This window comes from Streptomyces sp. NPDC052107, from assembly GCF_040680215.1.
Lineage (GTDB): Bacteria > Actinomycetota > Actinomycetes > Streptomycetales > Streptomycetaceae > Streptomyces.
The window spans coordinates 223,229-239,558 of record NZ_JBFAWG010000003.1; the positions used below are offsets into that span (position 1 = coordinate 223,229).

Sequence of the window (16,330 nt, forward strand, 5' to 3'; positions counted from 1 at the left end):
ACAATCGATCAAGAGTCGGGGGACCTAGCGGGACCCGAGGGTCCAGCGCGGGCCCTGCGGGCTGTCCTCGATGACCAGGCCCGACTGGTTGAGTTGGTCGCGGATGGCGTCTGCCGTCGCCCAGTCCTTGCGGGCGCGGGCGGACTCGCGCTGGTCGAGGACCAGACGGACGAGGCTGTCGACCACGCCGTGCAGGTCCTCGCCCTTCTCCGCCTCACCGGCCCAGTGCTCGTCCATCGGGTCGAGACCGAGGACGCCGAGCATGGCCCGTACCTCGGCGAGGCGGGCGACGGCGGCGTCCTTGTCGTCGGCGGCCAGCGCGCTGTTGCCCTGCCGGACGGTGGTGTGCACGACGGCCAGGGCCTGCGGGACGCCCAGGTCGTCGTCCATCGCCTCGGCGAAGGCGGGCGGCACCTCGGCGGCCGGCTCCACGGTCTTCCCGGCGAGCTCGGTGACCCGCTGCACGAAGCCCTCGATCCGCGCGAACGCCGACTCCGCCTCGCGCAGCGACTCCTCGCTGTACTCGATCATCGAGCGGTAGTGCGGGGTGCCGAGGTAGTAGCGGAGCACGATGGGCCGCCACTGCTTGACCATCTCGGACACGAGGACGGAGTTGCCCAGCGACTTGGACATCTTGTCGCCGGCCATGGTGACCCAGGCGTTGTGCACCCAGTACTGGGCGAAGTCGTCGCCGTAGGCCTTGGCCTGGGCGATCTCGTTCTCATGGTGCGGGAAGATCAGGTCGAGGCCGCCGCCGTGGATGTCGAAGGCGGTGCCCAGGTACTTGTGCGCCATGGCCGAGCACTCCAGGTGCCAGCCGGGACGGCCTTCTCCCCACGGGGTCGGCCAGGTCGGCTCGCCCGGCTTCGCCGCCTTCCACATGGCGAAGTCGCGCGGGTCCCGCTTGCCGCTCTCGCCCTCGCCGGACGGCTGGAGCAGGTTGTCCAGCTCCTGCCGGGACAGCTCCAGGTACCGCGGGAAGGACCGTACGTCGAAGTAGACGTTGCCGTCGGCCGCGTAGGCGTGCCCGCGCTCGATGAGGCGCTGCATCATCTCGACCATCTCGGTGATGTGGCCGGTGGCGCGCGGCTCGTACGTCGGCGGCAGGCAGCCGAGGGCGGTGTAGCCCCCGTTGAACGCGCGTTCGTTCTCGTACCCGATCGACCACCACGGCCGGCCCTGCTCATGGGCCTTGGCGATGATCTTGTCGTCGATGTCCGTGACGTTCCTGACGAACGTCACGTCATAGCCGCGGTACTCGAACCAGCGGCGCATGATGTCGAAGTTCAGGCCCGACCGGATGTGCCCGATGTGCGGTGCCGCCTGCACGGTGGCGCCACACAGGTAGATCGAGACGCAGCCCGGCTTGAGCGGGGTGAAGTCACGGATCTGCCGGGCGCTGGTGTCGTACAGGCGAATGGTCACCACTCCAGGGTAGTGGGCGCGAGGGGGTGCCTCATGCCCCTTCCCCACAATGCCGGGGCGTCAGAGCCTGCCGACCACCTTCCGCGGCGTGATCCGCACGACCACCCGCTGGGCGTCCTGACCGGCGTCGGGGTTGAAGTCCGCGTACTTCTGGCCGGTGTACTTCTGGCTCAGTGTGTCGATGAGTTCCTGGCCGCCCTCGGTGGTCATCCGGGCGGTGCCGCGGATCTCGGCGTACTCGTAGGGCTGGTCGGGGTTCGTGACCACCACCGTCACCCGGGGGTCGCGGTCCAGGTTCTTGTACTTGCGGCGGTCGACGGTGGTGGAGAAGAGGACGTCGTCACCGTCCCGCTGCACCCAGACCGGAGACATCTGCGCGCTGCCGTCGGGCTGGAGGGTGCCGACGACGATGAACACCTTGCCGTCGAGCACGGACTTGAGCTGGTCGGACAGTACGGCGGACATGGGCACCCTCCGGAGTCCAGGGATCACTGGTGGTCGTGTGGGTACCCTCGCACGCCCTCGGCTCACCCGCACCACGAGCGGAACGGCGGCCTCAGCCCGTACGGACCACGAGCGCCGTCGCGACCGCCATCAGCCCCTCCTCGCGGCCCGGGAAGCCGAGGCCGTCCGTCGTGGCGCCGGAGACGGAGACCGGCGCGCCGGCCGCCTCGGAGAGGATCTTCTGGGCCGCCTCCCGGCGCTTGCCGATCTTCGGGCGGGGACCGATCACCTGGACGGCGACGTTGCCGATGGCGAAACCGGCCTCGCGGACGATCCGGGCGGCCTCCGTCAGGAGGGTCACGCCCGAGGCGCCGGACCACTCGGGGCGGCCGGTGCCGAAGTGCTGTCCGAGGTCGCCGAGGCCCGCGGCGGAGAAGAGGGCGTTGCAGGCGGCGTGGGCGACGACGTCCGCGTCGGAGTGCCCGGCCAGGCCCGGCCCCTCGCCCTCCCACTTCAGGCCCGCGCACCACAGCTCGCGGCCTTCCTCGAAGGCGTGGATGTCGGTGCCGATGCCGACCTGGGGCAGGACGTGCTCAGAAGCCATCGTTCAGCCTCCTACGGGCCAGGACCGCCTCGGCGAGGACCAGGTCGAGGGGGCGGGTGACCTTGAAGGCCTCCTCGTGCCCGGGGACGACCACGACCGTCAGGCCCAGCTGCTCGACCATGCTCGCGTCGTCGGTGACGTTGTCGGTGACCGTCTCGTGGGCACGGATCAGGGTCCCGCGGTCGAAGCCCTGGGGCGTCTGGACGGCACGCAGGCGGGCGCGCTCGGGCGTGGCGACGACCGGCTCGGGCGCGCCGGCCTCGGTGGCCGGCTCGACCTCCTTGACGGTGTCGGCCAGCGGGAGCGCGGGGACGACGGCGGGGGCGCCCGCGCGTACGGCCTCGATGACGGCGTCGACCGTGTCGACCGGGACGAGCGGGCGGGCCGCGTCGTGGACGAGGACGACGCCGTACTCGGGGGGCAGTGCGTCGAGGCCGAGCCTGACCGATTCCTGGCGGCTGTCCCCGCCGGGGACGACCAGGAAGTCGGTGCGGTCGGGCAGGGCGTGCGCGTCGAGGAGCGACTTGACCTCGCCGGCGCCGTCCGGCGGGGCCACGACGATCACCAGGGAGACATGGCGGGACGCGGCGAGCGCGCGGACCGCGTGGATGAGCATGGGCGTGCCGTTCAGCGCGCGGAGCGCCTTGGGGGCGCCCGGACCGAGGCGTACGCCCCGGCCGGCGGCCGGAATCACGGCGGCGACGGGGGTCTGCGCGGGCGAAGGGCGCGATTCGTCAGACATCGGTTCCTGTCAGGTTTGTGTGCTCGGCCTAGGTGGGTATGGCCTGGAGGAGTGCCGGGCGCGACGCCTTGACCGGACCCTTTCCGTGACCCTGGTCGAGCCATCTGCCCGGGCCCGGCACATCAAGTATCGGGGGGTTTCCCTGAGTGTGTGGCAGGCGTTTCGGCGCCCGTTTCCGGCTGCCGAAGCCGCGCTGAGGTTTTGCGGCTTTTTCCGGAGACGAACATGCCGCAGCGCCCGGCGACATGTTCAGTGTCATCGGGCACCGCGGCATTTCACTGTGCTGAGCGTGCTGAGCGTGGTGGAAGCGATGGTTCGCTGCCGTGGCGCGTCAGGAAGCGAGCACCTCGTCGAGCAGGGCCTCGGCCTTGTCCTCGTTCGTGTTCTCCGCGAGAGCCAGCTCACTCACCAGGATCTGGCGGGCCTTGGCGAGCATGCGCTTCTCACCGGCGGAGAGCCCTCGCTCCCGCTCGCGACGCCACAGGTCACGCACGACTTCCGCGACCTTGATGACATCGCCGGAGGCGAGCTTCTCCAGGTTTGCCTTGTATCGACGCGACCAGTTCGTGGGCTCCTCGGCGTACGGCGCGCGCAGCACCTCGAAGACCCGGTCCAGCCCGTCCTGACCGACCACATCACGCACGCCCACGAACTCAGCATTGTCCGCTGGCACACGTACCGTCAGGTCACCCTGGGCGACCTTCAGCACCAAGTAGGTCTTGTCCACGCCTTTGATCTGGCGAGTTTCGATGGCCTCGATCAGCGCGGCCCCGTGATGGGGATAGACCACGGTGTCGCCAACCTTGAACGTCATGTGACAGGTACCCCTTCCGTGGCTATCCAGGGTAACACGGATACGGCGTCTTCTGAATGGCGTTTTCGCAGGTCAGGGCATATCTCGGGGCTTGACAACTGCGACAGGAACGTGCTGCGAGGGGCCTGCGGAAGCGGGAATTCGCAGGTCGGAGGGGCTCTTCGGGCGAGGTGAAACGCGTACGTTACACACTCCTGGAGCCGTCTCCAAGTGGACTAACGTCCCGATTTGTCCACTTCCAAGCGTACGACTTCCGCTACTCCGTTCGGTGACCCGAGGCCGATCCGGGCCGATTCCGGAATTGATCAACGGCTGCCGGGAGGGGTGCGCGTGATCAATATCGAGGGCGGTCATCGAGGGGTCGCGCATTCCTTCACGGAAATTTTGCGAGTGGTTATGTGAATGGCGGACGAGCGATCGGCAAAGTGACTGGAGGGGCACTTGTGACTGGAGTGACGAAGCGTTCGCGGTACCCCCAGCCGGAGGCAAGCGAGGTGCTTGGGGAGGGTCGGGTGCGGCGGCTCGGGAACGGCTCGGTAACCTAAGGCCGCTGACAGACACTTAGGGTGGCTTTATAAGGGAGCCGCCCGCGCGTTCAAGGAGTTGCCGCCGCCGTGAGCAGCAGCCTTCGACGCGGCGCCCTCGCCGCCTCCGCCATCGTCTTCTCGATCGCCTCGCTCGCCGCCTGTGGCGCCGGCAACAACTCGCAGACCCTGGGGATCAAGCCGGACAATGCTGCGACCTCGGTCGGCAACATCAAGGTCCAGAACGCCACGGTCATCACCCAGCCCGAACTGAAGGCGACGGGCCCGGCCGTGATCTCCGCGACCCTGTTCAACGCGGGCAGCACGGACGAGACCCTGCAGTCGATCACCATCCCGGGCAGCACCGAGTCGGTGAAGCTGACCCCGGCCAAGGGCGGCAGCCTGACCGTCCCGGCGCACGGTTCCCTGCTCCTCGGCGGCAAGGGCAACGCCTCCGCCGAGATCCCGAGCGGCCGCGAGGCCGTCCAGGACGGCAACGCCCAGAAGGTCACCTTCACCTTCAGCAAGACCGGTGCGGTGAGCCTGCGCGCCTTCGTGGTGCCGGCCGCCGGCTACTTCGACAAGTGGGGCCCGAGCGAGATCCCGTCCGCCTCGGCGACGGTCACCGGGGCCCCGGGCGCCACCGCCTCCGGCAGCGCCAAGCCGGGCAAGCACGGCAAGGCCACCCCGTCGGCGACCGCGACCGACACCGCGACCACGGGCGCGACCCCGAGCGACTCGGCCTCGCAGTCGGCCGCCGGCCAGTGACCAGCCGTACGACCCACTGAGCAGCAGCAGTGAGAGCCGCCGACCAGCCGTACGCACGAGGGCGGCACCCCTACCGCGGGGTGCCGCCCTTCGTCGTACAGCCGGTGCGACCGGTGGTGCAGCCGGTGTGTATGCCGGTTACGGCTTACGGCTCGAACTTGTAGCCCAGGCCCCGGACCGTCACCAGGTACCGCGGCGCGCCCGGGTCCGGCTCGATCTTGGCGCGCAGACGCTTGACGTGGACGTCGAGGGTCTTGGTGTCGCCCACGTAGTCGGCGCCCCAGACGCGGTCGATGAGCTGCATGCGGGTCAGCACGCGGCCGGCGTTGCGCAGGAGCATCTCCAGGAGGTCGAACTCCTTCAGGGGGAGGTCGACCTTGGAGCCGGAGACCGTCACCACGTGGCGGTCGACGTCCATGCGGACCGGGCCGGCCTCCAGGGCCGCCGGGGTCACCTCCTCCGGCTCGCCGCGGCGGCGCAGGACGGCCCGGATGCGGGCCACCAGCTCGCGCGAGGAGAAGGGCTTGGTGACGTAGTCGTCGGCTCCTATTTCCAGGCCCACGACCTTGTCGATCTCACTGTCCTTGGCGGTCACCATGATCACGGGGACGTTGGAGCGGCCGCGCAGCTGGCGGCACACCTCGGTGCCGGGCAGCCCCGGCAGCATCAGGTCGAGGAGGACGAGGTCGGCGCCGTTGCGCTCGAACTCGTCGAGTCCGTCGGGGCCGGTGGCCGCCACGGCGACCTCGAAGCCCTCCTTGCGGAGCATGTACGACAGGGCGTCGGAGAAGGACTCCTCGTCCTCGACGACGAGCACTCGGGTCACGGAAGGACCTCCGGGGCAGGAAGCGGTTCGTACGGGGGTGAGTCGGGGGCGCCGTCGGCCTCGTCTTCGTCGTCGAGGTCGGGGTGCTGTTGTGCACGGTCGCGGGCCGCACCCGCCTCCGGCAGCCTGAGGGTGAACGTGGAGCCCTGGCCTTCGGCGCTCCAGACCGTGACCTCCCCGCCGTGCGAGGCGACCACGTGCTTGACGATCGCGAGACCCAGACCGGTGCCTCCGGTGGCCCGCGAGCGGGCCGGGTCGACGCGGTAGAAGCGCTCGAAGATGCGCTCCTTGTCCTTGTCGGAGATGCCGATGCCCTGGTCCGTCACGGCGAGTTCGATCATGTCGCCGCCGGGCGCGTTGACCCGGCGGGCGGCTATGCCGACGCGGGTGCGGGCCGGGGAGTAGTTCACGGCGTTCTCGACCAGGTTGCCGAGGGCCGCCGCGAGCTGGCCGCGGTTGCCCCAGACGTGCAGGTCGGCGGTGCCGCCCGCGGCCATGGTGATCTGCTTGGTGCCGGCCTGGTGGCGGCAGCGGTCGACGGCCTCGGCGACCAGCTCGTCCACGCGGACGGGCTCGGCGTCCTCCAGCGGGTCGTCGTTCTGCACCCGGGAGAGGTCGATCAGTTCCTGGACCAGGTTGGTCAGGCGGGTCGCCTCGATCTGCATACGGCCCGCGAAGCGCTGTACGGCCTCGGGGTCGTCGGAGGCGTCCATGACCGCCTCGGACAGGAGGGAGAGGGCGCCCACGGGCGTCTTCAGCTCATGGCTCACATTGGCCACGAAGTCGCGTCGTACGGCCTCGATCCTCCTGGCCTCGGTCAGGTCCTCGACCAGCAGCAGGACGAGGCGGGAGCCGAGCGGGGCCACGCGCGCGGAGACGGCGAGGGCCTCGCCGCGCCCGGTGCCACGCCGGGGCAGGTCCAGCTCGACCTGACGTATCTCGCCGTCCCTCCTCGTGTCCCTGGCCATCTGGAGCATGGGCTCGACGGCGAGCTTGCCGCCGCGGACCAGCCCGAGGGCGTAGGCGGCGGAGCTTGCCTTGACCACGGCGTCGGCCTCGTCGAGGACGACGGCCGAGGAGCGCAGCACGGACAGTACGGTGTCCACGCCCGGCGGGAGTACGGGATCGGTGTGCAAAGAAGTCCTGGTCGGTCGCTTCTGGTCGCGTTCGCTCCAGCGGAACGCCAGCATGGCGATGACGCCGGTGAGCACCCCGGCGATCGCTGCCGCTGCGGCGACCGCCGCGTTCACGTCCATGCACCCAGGTTAAGCAGGGCCTACGACATGACTACAGCCGTCGGGGTGCGACCTCGGACACTCGTCGCCCAGAGTTCACCTTGGGGCCAGGATTGGTTCATTTGGGGTGGCGGAAACGGACGCGTGTGGCGCAGAACGTGGGAGCGTGGGGACCAAGAACACCTATGAGAGGGAACCTGATGCGGGACGCGTACCACGAGGAACTTGACTCGATCGGCGACGGTCTGGTGGAGATGGCCCGGCTGGTCGGGTCGGCGATCGGGCGCGCCACGACCGCCATCCTGGACGCCGACCTGAAGCTGGCCGAGAGCGTGATCGAGGCCGACCAGAAGGTCGACGAGCTCCATCACGACCTGGAGGCCCGGGCCATAGCCCTGCTCGCCCGGCAGCAGCCGGTGGCGACCGACCTGCGGATCGTCGTCACCTCCCTGCGCATGTCCGCCGACCTGGAGCGGTCCGGCGACCTCGCCCAGCACGTGGCGAAGCTGGCCCGGCTGCGCTTCCCCGAGCGCGCGGTGCCGAACGACCTGCACGCCACGATCCTGGAGATGGGCCAGCTCGCGCAGCGTCTGATGGCGAAGGCGGCCGAGGTGATCATCACCAAGGACGTCGACCTCGCGCTGCAGCTGGAGCAGGACGACGACGAGATGGACCTGCTGCACCGCACCCTGTTCCAGCACCTGATCGACGAGCGCTGGCGGCACGGCATCGAGACGGCGGTGGACGTCACCCTCCTCGGCCGCTACTACGAGCGGTACGCCGACCACGCCGTGGCCGTCGCCAAGCGGGTCGTCTACCTGGTCACGGGCGAGCACGCGGACGAGCTCCAGCCGGACATCCAGCCGGTGACGGGCGTCGAGGGCGCGTAACCCTCCGGGGCGGGCAGGGGCCGGGTCCGCTCGCCGGGTGGCGTCGGGGGCGCGTGGACGCCTCCGTGCGCCGTTGATGCGCCCAGGGAAGCGGGCATGCAATAGGCGAGGGCATCCCTGCCCCAGCGTCTAGGAGGGACCCATGGCCGAATCCCCCAGCACCACGCCCGACCCCACGCAGGAGCGCGAGACCGACCAGCCCGCCGAGACCAGGAGCCTTCCGCTGATCGGCGCGTGCGGCTGCGGCTCGGGCTGCGGTTGCGGGTGCCAGTCGGGCGGCCCCTGCCAGTGCGGCTGAGGGCCGGTACGACGTCGTAGAGCCTGTCGAGGGCCGGTGTGAACCTGATTCACACCGGCCCTTCCCATGTCACACCGGCCCTTGCCCGTCGCCCTGACGAGCCTGCGCCCGCCGGTGCAGGTCCTCCAGGGCATCCCGGACGGTGGTCGTCCGGTACCAGTCCAGCCACGCCCCCGCCTCCCGGGCGACCCGGTCCAGCGCACCGAGCTCGGCCCCCGTGTAGGCGTGTCCGGGCTGGTCGTGGTGGGTGGAGAACACGCCCTGCGGCCGGCCCGCCGGGCCCGGGATCGGGGTGCACTGCAGCGAGCGGCTGTGCGCGGCCAGCATCACGGCGCGCGCCGTCTCGTCGAAGTCCGGCGCGGTGGCGACGTCCTCGACGACGACCCGTTCGCGTTTGCGCGCGGCGTGCCCGCACGCGGTGGTGGTGTCGTCGGTCACGGCGAAGAAGTTCACGAACTCGGTGGGCAGGCCGCAGTGGGACTCCAGCCACAGTGTGTTGTCGCTGGCGTCGATGAGCTGGACGTCGGCCATGCCGGTGCGGGTGATCGCGCAGACGGCGTCCCGGAGCGCGTCGAGGAACACCGGCAGGGACGGCGGCCGGTCCGACGCGGCGGTGACGAACTCGACGACGGGCGGTGGAAGCCGGATACGGCCGGGGAACCAGGGCTCGTGGGCGCGCGGCGGCCGCGACTGACCGAGGGCCGCCGCGAGCCGGACGGTGCTGAGCCCGTGCGCGCGGCCGACGGCCCGGAGCAGAGCGGCCGCACTGCGGGCGTTCCACAGGCCGTACCGCTCCATGAGGATGCCCTGCGCGCGGGTGACCAGGGCGTGCGCGAGCAGTTCGTGGCGCAGTTCCACGGCGTACGGGCGCAGGTGGGGGCCGTACGGGGCGGCGGCCGAGGTGAGGAGGACGCTCATGGCGTCGGACACCGTCGGATACACCCGGCACCCGGTGCCGCCGGGCAGCCGCGCCCCGGCCAGCACGGCCGCGGCCTCGGCGGGGCAGGCGGCGAGGAAGAGCATCCGGCCGTGCTCGGCGGAACCCTCGGCGAACCGGTACAGGGCCCGCGCGGCGGCGGGGGACAGCCGGCGCAGTCCGCTCAGGTCGAGGACGAGCTGAGTGGGACCGGGAGCGCGCAGCGCGGTGTCCAGGTCGACACCGGAGTCGGCGTCGCCGAACAGCGCGAGGACGGTCAGCCTGCCGGTCGCCAGTCCGGGCATGCCCAGTTCCGCCATGGTCCGGCAGGAGAAGTGCTGCATTTCGGGCCCCTGCCTGCACACCACGGGATCGCCCGGGTCCCGCGGCTCGGCCCCCGTCTCAGCGTAAGTCGCACGGGCGAGGGCGTCAGCTCTGCGGGACCTCAGGTCTCCGTCTCCGCCCCTGTCTCTGTGCCGAGGAAGGCGTCCGGGGGCAGGGCCCGATGGACCACGGCGTGCGCGGTGTCCACCAGGCGGCCGCGGTGGCCGTCGGCGTAGCCGCGCAGGACCGCGCGGGCGTCGGCCAGGGAGAGTTCACCGGCCTCGGCCTCGGCGAGCTGTTGTTCACGGCCCATCACCGTTCACCGTCCCTTCCATCTGCCTCGTCCCCGCCGTCGCGTCCGTCCTCGCCGGCGTACTCCCTCCGGTCACCGCCGTCGTCCGCCTCCTTGCGGAAACGGAACTTCCGGGACAGGACCTCGCGGGCCAGCTGGCTGACCGTGCGGCCCTCGGCGTACGCGCGGGCGCGCAGCCGGTCCAGAGCCTGCTCGGGGTCCAGTTCCAGCTGCACCATCACCATGCCGACCGCCTGGTAGACCTCGGTGTGGTCGGCCTCGGACGCCGCCACCCAGGACGCCACCTCGTCCTCCGTGTCCTCCTCGGCGCTGTCGTGCCGGGTCGCCTGGAGGCTCATCAGCGCGTAGGTGACCGCGTCGCGTACCCACAGCGCGGTCCGCATGTCCTGTTCGGTGAGTCCGCCGGCGCTGTCGCTGTACAGGTCGAGGGTGCCGATCGCGGCACCGCTGACACCGAGCGGCAGCGAGAAGACCGCGCGGACGCCGAGGCCCACCGCCTCGTGCGCGAAGATCGGCCATCGGCGGACGTCTGGGCCGTCGGTGAGGTCGGCCGCGACGACGGGGGCGCCCTGGTCGAGAGCGGTCTGGCAGGGCCCGTCCCCCACGGTGTACTGCAGCTCGGCGAGCCGGGCGGCGACCCGGTCGCTCGCGCACCAGATGACGCGTACGCCCTTCCCACCGGAGATCGACACCGAGGAACCGCTGACGGGCAGCAGCCGTACACACGCCTGACACAGCGCGCCCGGTACCGCCTGCGGGTCGTCAGCCCCCCTCGCGGCGGCGGCCAGCGTCTCACTGACCCGCAGCCGTGCCTGCCCGTCCGGCGGCACACCGCCACCGGCCTGCTCCTCCGACCGCTCGGGTGCCATGGTCATCACCCCCGTCGCGGCGCGCCGTCAGCACACATGATCCACCAGCATCCCGTCCGACACCCCCGGACCGACTGCTCCACACTCCGGGTTCCCACTCGGAACGAACTCACGTGACGGTTTCCCGACAGCCGATCCGGGCACCGGGACGCGCGTCAACGAGCGCCTGTACGCTGGCGGTTGATCTTCATCCGACTCAGTGGGGGATTGGGCATGCCGAAGGTCTACATCGTCAATCGCACGTGGGAGGCCGACGAAAAGGTCTGCATCGTGAACCAGGCCTGGGAGGCGGACGAGAAGATCTACATCGTGCATCGGACCTGGGAAGCCGACAAGAAGGTCTACATCGTGAACCGGACCTGGGAAGCCGACAAAAAGGTCTACGTGGTCCAGAACGCCTGGGAAGCGAACTGAGCCCCAGCTCGGCGCCCGGCCATCGCTCAACCGCTTTCGCTCGGTGTTACGGGCTCGTCGGCCGCGCCGTACAGGTTGACGCGGAGACGTTCTTTGGCCGCTTCGAGTCGTGCGCCGTAGTCGGGCATGAAGATCTCGCTCAGCGCCTTGTCCAGGGTGCCCGAGATCGCGTAGATCGGTGACCAGACGGCTCGGTCGCGGACGATCCCCGCAAGGTCCTCGGACTCGAACATCGCTTGGTAGAACCAGTCCGACAGTACGAACGCTTGATCGCGTGTGAGTCTGATGGTGATCGCGTCATCGTCCACGACCTCAACCTAGCCACCTCACGCTTTCCGTCACAGATCCACCCGGGTCTCCGCCTCTCGGTCTCCCTGTCGCCCTCCCTGTCGCTGTCGCAACACGACATGTGCCGGTCTGAACGGCAGGCTGCAGCTTGGGAAGCGACGGCACTTGTGCCGCGAACCGGCCCTTGATCCGCCCCACCCGCTGTCGTGGCCCGACCTTCCCCGTGCTAGGTTGCGCCCCTTGATCGTGAAGGTTATGTGGGGGCCTTTCATGAAGCTGGCGCGATTCTCGTCGCTAACCGCCGCAGCGCTGCTCGTGGGACTGACGACTGGCATCGGTCCCGGCGCGGTCGACACGTACGCGGCGTCGGACGTACCGCTGCCGATCGCGCACTTCTCGCACATGGTCGTGGACGAGCCGCACGGACACCTGTTCATCAGCGGCGGCGCCGGCACCGACGGCATTCTGACCACCGACCTCGACGGCGGGAACCCGAGGATGATCAGTGGTGAGCCGGGTGCCACCGGTCTCGCCCTCTCCGACGACGGATCCGCACTGTACGCGGCTCTCCCGGACCAGGACGCGATCGCGGCGATCAGCACGGAGAAGCTGACCGAGTCTGCTCGTTACGGCACGGGCGCGAACACCCATCCGGACTCGCTGGCCGTCGCCGGGAGCACCCTCTGGTTCGGCTACGGCACAGCGGGCGTTGGCGGCATCGGGTCCGTCGACGGATCCGGTACGGTCACTTTGCGCCAGGACTCCGGCAGTTGGGCAGCAGCGCCCATGCTGGCGACGACCCCGACGCCCTCCGGCGTACTCGCGGCCGCCGTGCAGACGGGCGATACTTCCGCCTTCGTCACGTACCGGGCCGAGGGCGGTGCGCTGACCCGGCAGGCCGCGAAGGCGCTGCCCGTCCCCCACCTGAGCGACTTCGCGGTCACGGCGGACGGGCCGCATTTGGCGGTTCCGTCGTTTCAGGACGCGACCGCCAATCGGTATCGCACCTCGGATCTGGCGGTTGACGGGCAGTTCGCCACGGGGGTGTACGGCAAGGCCGTCGCCGTGGCCCCGGACGGGACCATGGCAGGCGGCGACCGAGGAGTCGTGACGTTTCCGGAGACGGGCGAGGGCTATTACACCGAGTACTCCTACGCCCCGGAACTGAACTCCGCCGCACACGGCCTCGCCTGGGCGCCGGACGAGAGCCGGGTCTACGGCATCGCGGTCGACGCCGCCGGGGGAACACCGACGCTCCACATCTCTCGTAACCCGGAAATCGCGCCGGTCACGCTCCACGGAAGCTGGACCACTCCACTCGCCCCCGGCGAGGCCTACTCGTTCGTGGTGTCGCCCGATTCGAGCCTCAGCCTCAGCGGGGGAGAATCCATGATTCCCGGCACCGTACGCATCACGCGCTACGACGACACCGATCCGGACGGCGTGCTCGTCCCGCCCCCGACAGCCACCCCGGCAAAGGGTCCGGTCAGCTTCTTCGGCTCCTACCGCGTCGACGGCACGGCACCCCTCACCGGTCAACTGAGCTTGCGCGTCGACTACTCCGGAAGTGGCCACTACGGACCGGCCAGCCGCCCCTTCGACATCCCGGTGGCCAAGTACGCGCCCACCATGGCGCTGGCCGCTCCCTCCTCCGCCGGTCGTGCCGCACCGCTGACCGTCACCGGTCACCTCACCTGGCCGCATGCGCATGTGACGACCGGCGCGGTCGACGTCGTCAAGACCGACCTGGCGCACCCCTCCGGCTACTCGGTGGGCACCGTGCCCGTCGCCGCCGATGGCAGCTTCGCCTTCCACGACACCCCGCAGGTCGGCGGCGCGAACACGTACGCCTTCACCTACGACGGTGGCACCTCCTACCTCCCGGTCACAGCGTCGGCGAAGGTGCAGGTATCCCGAGCCACTCCGACCCTGAGTGTGGCGACTGACGCGAAGTCGTACCACTCCGGCGCGACCGCCAAGGTCACCGCGCATCTGGGGACCACGTACAACTCCCGCTCCGTGACGCTGTACGTCCAGCCCGCGGGCAAGCCGCGGACGCAGCTCAAGAGCGGCAAGGTCGACGCGCAGGGGAACCTCGTCGCGTACTACAAGATCACCCGCAACACCGTCTTCAGCACGGCCTTCGCGGGGGACTACCGCTACGCGCCACGCACGGTGACCACTAGTGCGACCCTCACGCCGACGGTCCGGACGGAGATGCAGTGGCCGCTCTCGACCACGCGCATCGGATCCACCACCTACCAGGTCTTCTACAAGTCCGAAGTCAACATGAGCTTCAACCTGCAGGTCACTCCCCATCAGTCCGGCGGCTGTATGTCCGTGTACGTCGAGCACTACTACTCGGGTGCCTGGCACCAGGTCACCTCGCAGAGTTGCGTGCCCTTGTACTCCGACGGCTGGTACGGCTACGGCCGGGCTCTGAAGCTCTTCGCGAGCAACGACCACTACCGCATCCGCGGCCACTACACGCCGCCGGCCAAGGGCGCACAGACCGGCAGCGTGTGGAGCCAGTGGACCCACCTCACCGTCCGCCCCGGCAGCCCCTCATGAGGCCGGGCAGTGCGGAGACGGTTGGTGGTCAGCTCCGATTTATGGCACCCGAGTAAAAGCAGTCCGGCTTCCCATGACCAAGCGGCTGATCTTCGCCGGACCGCGCGGCGGCCACGTATGGCGCACGTCCTCGTTAGGGGGCGCCACGCTGAACGATCTCCCCCTCACAGTGAAGGCAGAGACACCAGTGCGAGGACCGTGCCGAGCACATCAGCTTGGGAAGCTAAGGTGATCTGGGACTCGCCGCACGGCTGGCCTGCAGCGGAAGGGTTTCGACGCCTGGTGGTGGGTCCGTTGATTCCCTGGTGTTCCCCGTGGTTCCCCGCAGGATCTGGCACGCGTCTGGCACGGGACCTCTTCGTCCCGAACTCTCGGCCGGACGGCCATTGCGGTCCAAGGCGATGGTCGTGCGGTCATCGGCAGCCGTTGATGGCTACCTGCGGTCGCGGTGGTTGCTGTACTTCGCTGCTGTACAGATCTCCACCATGCGGGAGAAGCAGGCAGAGGTTCAGATAGCCGCTGGCGCCGGGCTCTCTGGCCCCTATCGCCGGACTGTCCGATCAATCAGCTGCCTGCCCAGAGCTGGGCCCAGCCCACTGAAAGGCCCCCTCCTTGCGGCGGAACGGCAGGGAGGGGGCTTCTTCAGGACGGGTTACTTCTTCTTGCCCTGGGTCTTGCCGGGGATCTTGGGGAGCTGGGTTCTTGCAGCTCAAGAGAGCTATCGCTGAGCGCCTGGCAGTCGTCGTTGGTCGTTGTTGGCCGCTGTCGAGCGACCTCGGACGGCCCAGAGACGGCCCAGCGTGGATCACATGGACGGCGTCAGCTGGCGGAAGCGGCGTGCCACTGCGCGGTGATGCACCCCTCTTCCATCTCCCACCATTCCTCGGCCACACCGTGGTTGAGCAGTCTGCGCACCTTGGCGAGATCGGCGGTGGGCGGGACGTCCAAGGCGACCATGCCGAATCGCTCTATGCCCTCGCCATCGACGCCGAGTTCCTTGAAGGCGTTGATCACGCTCTGCCGCGCCGGTCCTGACCCGCCGTCACGGAACACGATGAGGCGGATGGTGCAGTTCTCCGAACGCCGAACCACTTCGCCGACCCATCGCACGCCTTCCTCGTCGGGCTCGGTGGCCACGATGTCCCCGCAGGCGATGCCTCGGACGAACCAGGGGATGTTGTCGAGCCGTGCCGTGCCGTCGCCCTGGTCAACCGCCCACAGGCTCTCTACCGATGCCGGGGGCCAGTCGTCCTCGATCTCAAGCCGGAAGTGCACCTTCACGTACGGGCCCTCTGGGTTCGTCATGGTGCCCAGGATGCACAGCCCTGCCGCACCGGCCGCGGGTGGGTGACCGGAGACGTCTGCTCACAGGTGGACACGGGTTCGTCTGCGCCTCAGCCGACGACAGTCAGCCACAACGGCGGGTGCGCCGACCAACCAGGCGCGCGTATGCCTCGCTGCACCCCCACCGGCCTCCGCCACGCTGCCGGTGCCGTCGACCAGAGCAAGCCGGGACGGCCGCCCCGTAACGACGGTGCCTGAGCCCTCAGCTTGGGAAGCTGCGATCATTCGGGGCCGGTTCAGGCGCTAACCTGGGCGGACGCTCGCGGCGCGGCTCCATCGGGCTCGGCTGCTTTCCCCGTGATTCCCCGCTGTTCCCCGCCCGTTCTGGTGCGGTTGTGGTGCGGCACTCGTCATCCACGCTTCGGGGTCACCTACCGCTTTTGCGCTCTGTAGCGCTTCATCAGCGCAGTGATCCGAGCGTGGTCCGCCTGGCCGTTGAGCTCGGCCACGAGATCGTCAGGACACAACTCGTAGAGATCGCCCCACCATCGACGTCCACGGTTGTCCCAGATCCGGTAACCACCCGGTACGCCCCGGGCGACGTAGCGTCTCCTGCTCATAGTCCCCCGTTCCTGGCACAGCCCCGTGCCGTCCTCAGCGCGTCATCCCCGACGCGCGACCATACGCGGGCTGCGATCAACCGGCGAGGGAGTATGCAGCTGCTGCCCCACACGCTTTCCAACTGTGGTGGTGGACTCGGGGGCCTCGAACGGTGCCGTTC

General features: G+C 69.6%; 18 protein-coding genes. 5 read left to right on the top strand and 13 right to left on the bottom strand.

The genetic code is table 11. The features are described 5' to 3' along the window. Positions 1–24: 24 nt before the first annotated feature. The 5 genes from cysS to AB0M27_RS04850 form a co-directional block, all read right to left on the bottom strand. Entirely contained in the window at positions 25–1,425 is a 1,401-nt protein-coding gene (cysS, locus tag AB0M27_RS04830) for a cysteine--tRNA ligase (RefSeq protein ID WP_365717938.1), read from the bottom strand. A gap of 60 nt (positions 1,426–1,485) precedes the next feature. After that, on the bottom strand, positions 1,486–1,890 hold the full coding sequence (locus AB0M27_RS04835) for a PPOX class F420-dependent oxidoreductase (protein WP_365717940.1): 405 nt from the start codon (positions 1,888–1,890) through the stop codon (positions 1,486–1,488). Between the two features lie 91 nt (positions 1,891–1,981). After that, entirely contained in the window at positions 1,982–2,473 is a 492-nt protein-coding gene (ispF, locus tag AB0M27_RS04840; protein WP_365717942.1) for a 2-C-methyl-D-erythritol 2,4-cyclodiphosphate synthase, read from the bottom strand. Then, entirely contained in the window at positions 2,463–3,215 is a 753-nt protein-coding gene (gene ispD, locus AB0M27_RS04845; RefSeq protein ID WP_365717944.1) for a 2-C-methyl-D-erythritol 4-phosphate cytidylyltransferase, read from the bottom strand. The genes ispF and ispD overlap by 11 nt, the downstream gene beginning before the upstream one ends. 331 nt (positions 3,216–3,546) lie before the next feature. Then, positions 3,547–4,029 carry a CarD family transcriptional regulator gene (locus AB0M27_RS04850; RefSeq protein ID WP_003953493.1) on the bottom strand — a complete coding sequence of 161 codons (483 nt, stop codon included), beginning with the start codon at positions 4,027–4,029 and terminating at the stop codon, positions 3,547–3,549. A 614-nt stretch (positions 4,030–4,643) separates the two neighbouring features. Between AB0M27_RS04850 and AB0M27_RS04855 the strand changes: the two genes are divergently transcribed. Continuing rightward, entirely contained in the window at positions 4,644–5,321 is a 678-nt protein-coding gene (locus AB0M27_RS04855) for a DUF461 domain-containing protein (RefSeq protein ID WP_365717946.1), read from the top strand. Positions 5,322–5,466: 145 nt separating this feature from the next. Here AB0M27_RS04855 and AB0M27_RS04860 read toward each other — a convergent pair whose 3' ends face one another. Together AB0M27_RS04860 and AB0M27_RS04865 are read right to left on the bottom strand one after the other, a co-directional pair. Beyond that, a complete protein-coding gene (locus AB0M27_RS04860; RefSeq protein ID WP_010358452.1) occupies positions 5,467–6,147 on the bottom strand; it encodes a response regulator transcription factor in 681 nt (226 codons plus the stop codon). Then, on the bottom strand, positions 6,144–7,403 hold the full coding sequence (locus tag AB0M27_RS04865) for an ATP-binding protein (protein ID WP_365717948.1): 1,260 nt from the start codon (positions 7,401–7,403) through the stop codon (positions 6,144–6,146). The genes AB0M27_RS04860 and AB0M27_RS04865 overlap by 4 nt, the downstream gene beginning before the upstream one ends. Before the next feature lie 179 nt (positions 7,404–7,582). Between AB0M27_RS04865 and phoU the strand changes: the two genes are divergently transcribed. Both phoU and AB0M27_RS04875 read left to right on the top strand, forming a co-directional pair. Further along, positions 7,583–8,272: a phosphate signaling complex protein PhoU gene (gene phoU / locus AB0M27_RS04870; RefSeq protein WP_365718198.1), complete on the top strand. Its 690-nt coding sequence runs from the start codon at positions 7,583–7,585 to the stop codon at positions 8,270–8,272. 142 nt (positions 8,273–8,414) lie between these two features. Beyond that, complete coding sequence (locus AB0M27_RS04875) at positions 8,415–8,570, top strand: hypothetical protein (protein ID WP_365334386.1); 156 nt, start codon at positions 8,415–8,417, stop codon at positions 8,568–8,570. Positions 8,571–8,639: 69 nt separating this feature from the next. Here the strand turns inward: AB0M27_RS04875 and AB0M27_RS04880 are convergent, their stop codons facing one another. From AB0M27_RS04880 to AB0M27_RS04890, 3 genes are all read right to left on the bottom strand, one after another. Continuing rightward, positions 8,640–9,830 carry a GAF domain-containing protein gene (locus AB0M27_RS04880; protein ID WP_365717950.1) on the bottom strand — a complete coding sequence of 397 codons (1,191 nt, stop codon included), beginning with the start codon at positions 9,828–9,830 and terminating at the stop codon, positions 8,640–8,642. 101 nt (positions 9,831–9,931) lie between these two features. Continuing rightward, entirely contained in the window at positions 9,932–10,123 is a 192-nt protein-coding gene (locus AB0M27_RS04885; protein WP_365717952.1) for a hypothetical protein, read from the bottom strand. Continuing rightward, complete coding sequence (locus AB0M27_RS04890) at positions 10,123–10,992, bottom strand: GAF and ANTAR domain-containing protein (protein WP_365717954.1); 870 nt, start codon at positions 10,990–10,992, stop codon at positions 10,123–10,125. Before AB0M27_RS04890 ends, AB0M27_RS04885 begins: the two co-directional genes overlap by 1 nt. Before the next feature lie 213 nt (positions 10,993–11,205). Here AB0M27_RS04890 and AB0M27_RS04895 point away from each other — a divergent pair, with 213 nt between their 5' ends. Then, a complete protein-coding gene (locus AB0M27_RS04895) occupies positions 11,206–11,406 on the top strand; it encodes a DUF6150 family protein (RefSeq protein ID WP_365717956.1) in 201 nt (66 codons plus the stop codon). A 26-nt stretch (positions 11,407–11,432) separates the two neighbouring features. Here the strand turns inward: AB0M27_RS04895 and AB0M27_RS04900 are convergent, their stop codons facing one another. Next, complete coding sequence (locus AB0M27_RS04900; protein WP_365717959.1) at positions 11,433–11,714, bottom strand: hypothetical protein; 282 nt, start codon at positions 11,712–11,714, stop codon at positions 11,433–11,435. Positions 11,715–12,009: 295 nt separating this feature from the next. Here AB0M27_RS04900 and AB0M27_RS04905 point away from each other — a divergent pair, with 295 nt between their 5' ends. Beyond that, on the top strand, positions 12,010–14,265 hold the full coding sequence (locus AB0M27_RS04905) for a hypothetical protein (protein ID WP_365717961.1): 2,256 nt from the start codon (positions 12,010–12,012) through the stop codon (positions 14,263–14,265). An 819-nt stretch (positions 14,266–15,084) separates the two neighbouring features. Here the strand turns inward: AB0M27_RS04905 and AB0M27_RS04910 are convergent. Together AB0M27_RS04910 and AB0M27_RS04915 are read right to left on the bottom strand one after the other, a co-directional pair. Beyond that, the gene (locus tag AB0M27_RS04910) at positions 15,085–15,570 is read right to left on the bottom strand and encodes a DUF4265 domain-containing protein (protein WP_365717963.1); all 486 of its coding nucleotides are present in this window, start codon (positions 15,568–15,570) and stop codon (positions 15,085–15,087) included. A 410-nt stretch (positions 15,571–15,980) separates the two neighbouring features. Continuing rightward, on the bottom strand, positions 15,981–16,169 hold the full coding sequence (locus tag AB0M27_RS04915; protein ID WP_079077019.1) for a hypothetical protein: 189 nt from the start codon (positions 16,167–16,169) through the stop codon (positions 15,981–15,983). Positions 16,170–16,330 lie beyond the last annotated feature (161 nt).

Bases quoted from the DNA above. Each gene is read 5' to 3' on its own strand.
- AB0M27_RS04895 (WP_365717956.1), top strand. From the start codon at position 11,206: ATGCCGAAGGTCTACATCGTCAATCGCACGTGGGAGGCCGACGAAAAG.
- phoU (WP_365718198.1), top strand. From the start codon at position 7,583: ATGCGGGACGCGTACCACGAGGAACTTGACTCGATCGGCGACGGTCTG.
- AB0M27_RS04910 (WP_365717963.1), bottom strand. From the start codon at position 15,570: ATGACGAACCCAGAGGGCCCGTACGTGAAGGTGCACTTCCGGCTTGAG.
- AB0M27_RS04890 (WP_365717954.1), bottom strand. From the start codon at position 10,992: ATGGCACCCGAGCGGTCGGAGGAGCAGGCCGGTGGCGGTGTGCCGCCG.
- AB0M27_RS04875 (WP_365334386.1), top strand. From the start codon at position 8,415: ATGGCCGAATCCCCCAGCACCACGCCCGACCCCACGCAGGAGCGCGAG.
- AB0M27_RS04835 (WP_365717940.1), bottom strand. From the start codon at position 1,890: ATGTCCGCCGTACTGTCCGACCAGCTCAAGTCCGTGCTCGACGGCAAG.
- AB0M27_RS04880 (WP_365717950.1), bottom strand. From the start codon at position 9,830: ATGCAGCACTTCTCCTGCCGGACCATGGCGGAACTGGGCATGCCCGGA.
- AB0M27_RS04850 (WP_003953493.1), bottom strand. From the start codon at position 4,029: ATGACGTTCAAGGTTGGCGACACCGTGGTCTATCCCCATCACGGGGCC.
- ispF (WP_365717942.1), bottom strand. From the start codon at position 2,473: ATGGCTTCTGAGCACGTCCTGCCCCAGGTCGGCATCGGCACCGACATC.
- ispD (WP_365717944.1), bottom strand. From the start codon at position 3,215: ATGTCTGACGAATCGCGCCCTTCGCCCGCGCAGACCCCCGTCGCCGCC.
- AB0M27_RS04865 (WP_365717948.1), bottom strand. From the start codon at position 7,403: ATGGACGTGAACGCGGCGGTCGCCGCAGCGGCAGCGATCGCCGGGGTG.
- AB0M27_RS04885 (WP_365717952.1), bottom strand. From the start codon at position 10,123: ATGGGCCGTGAACAACAGCTCGCCGAGGCCGAGGCCGGTGAACTCTCC.
- AB0M27_RS04915 (WP_079077019.1), bottom strand. From the start codon at position 16,169: ATGAGCAGGAGACGCTACGTCGCCCGGGGCGTACCGGGTGGTTACCGG.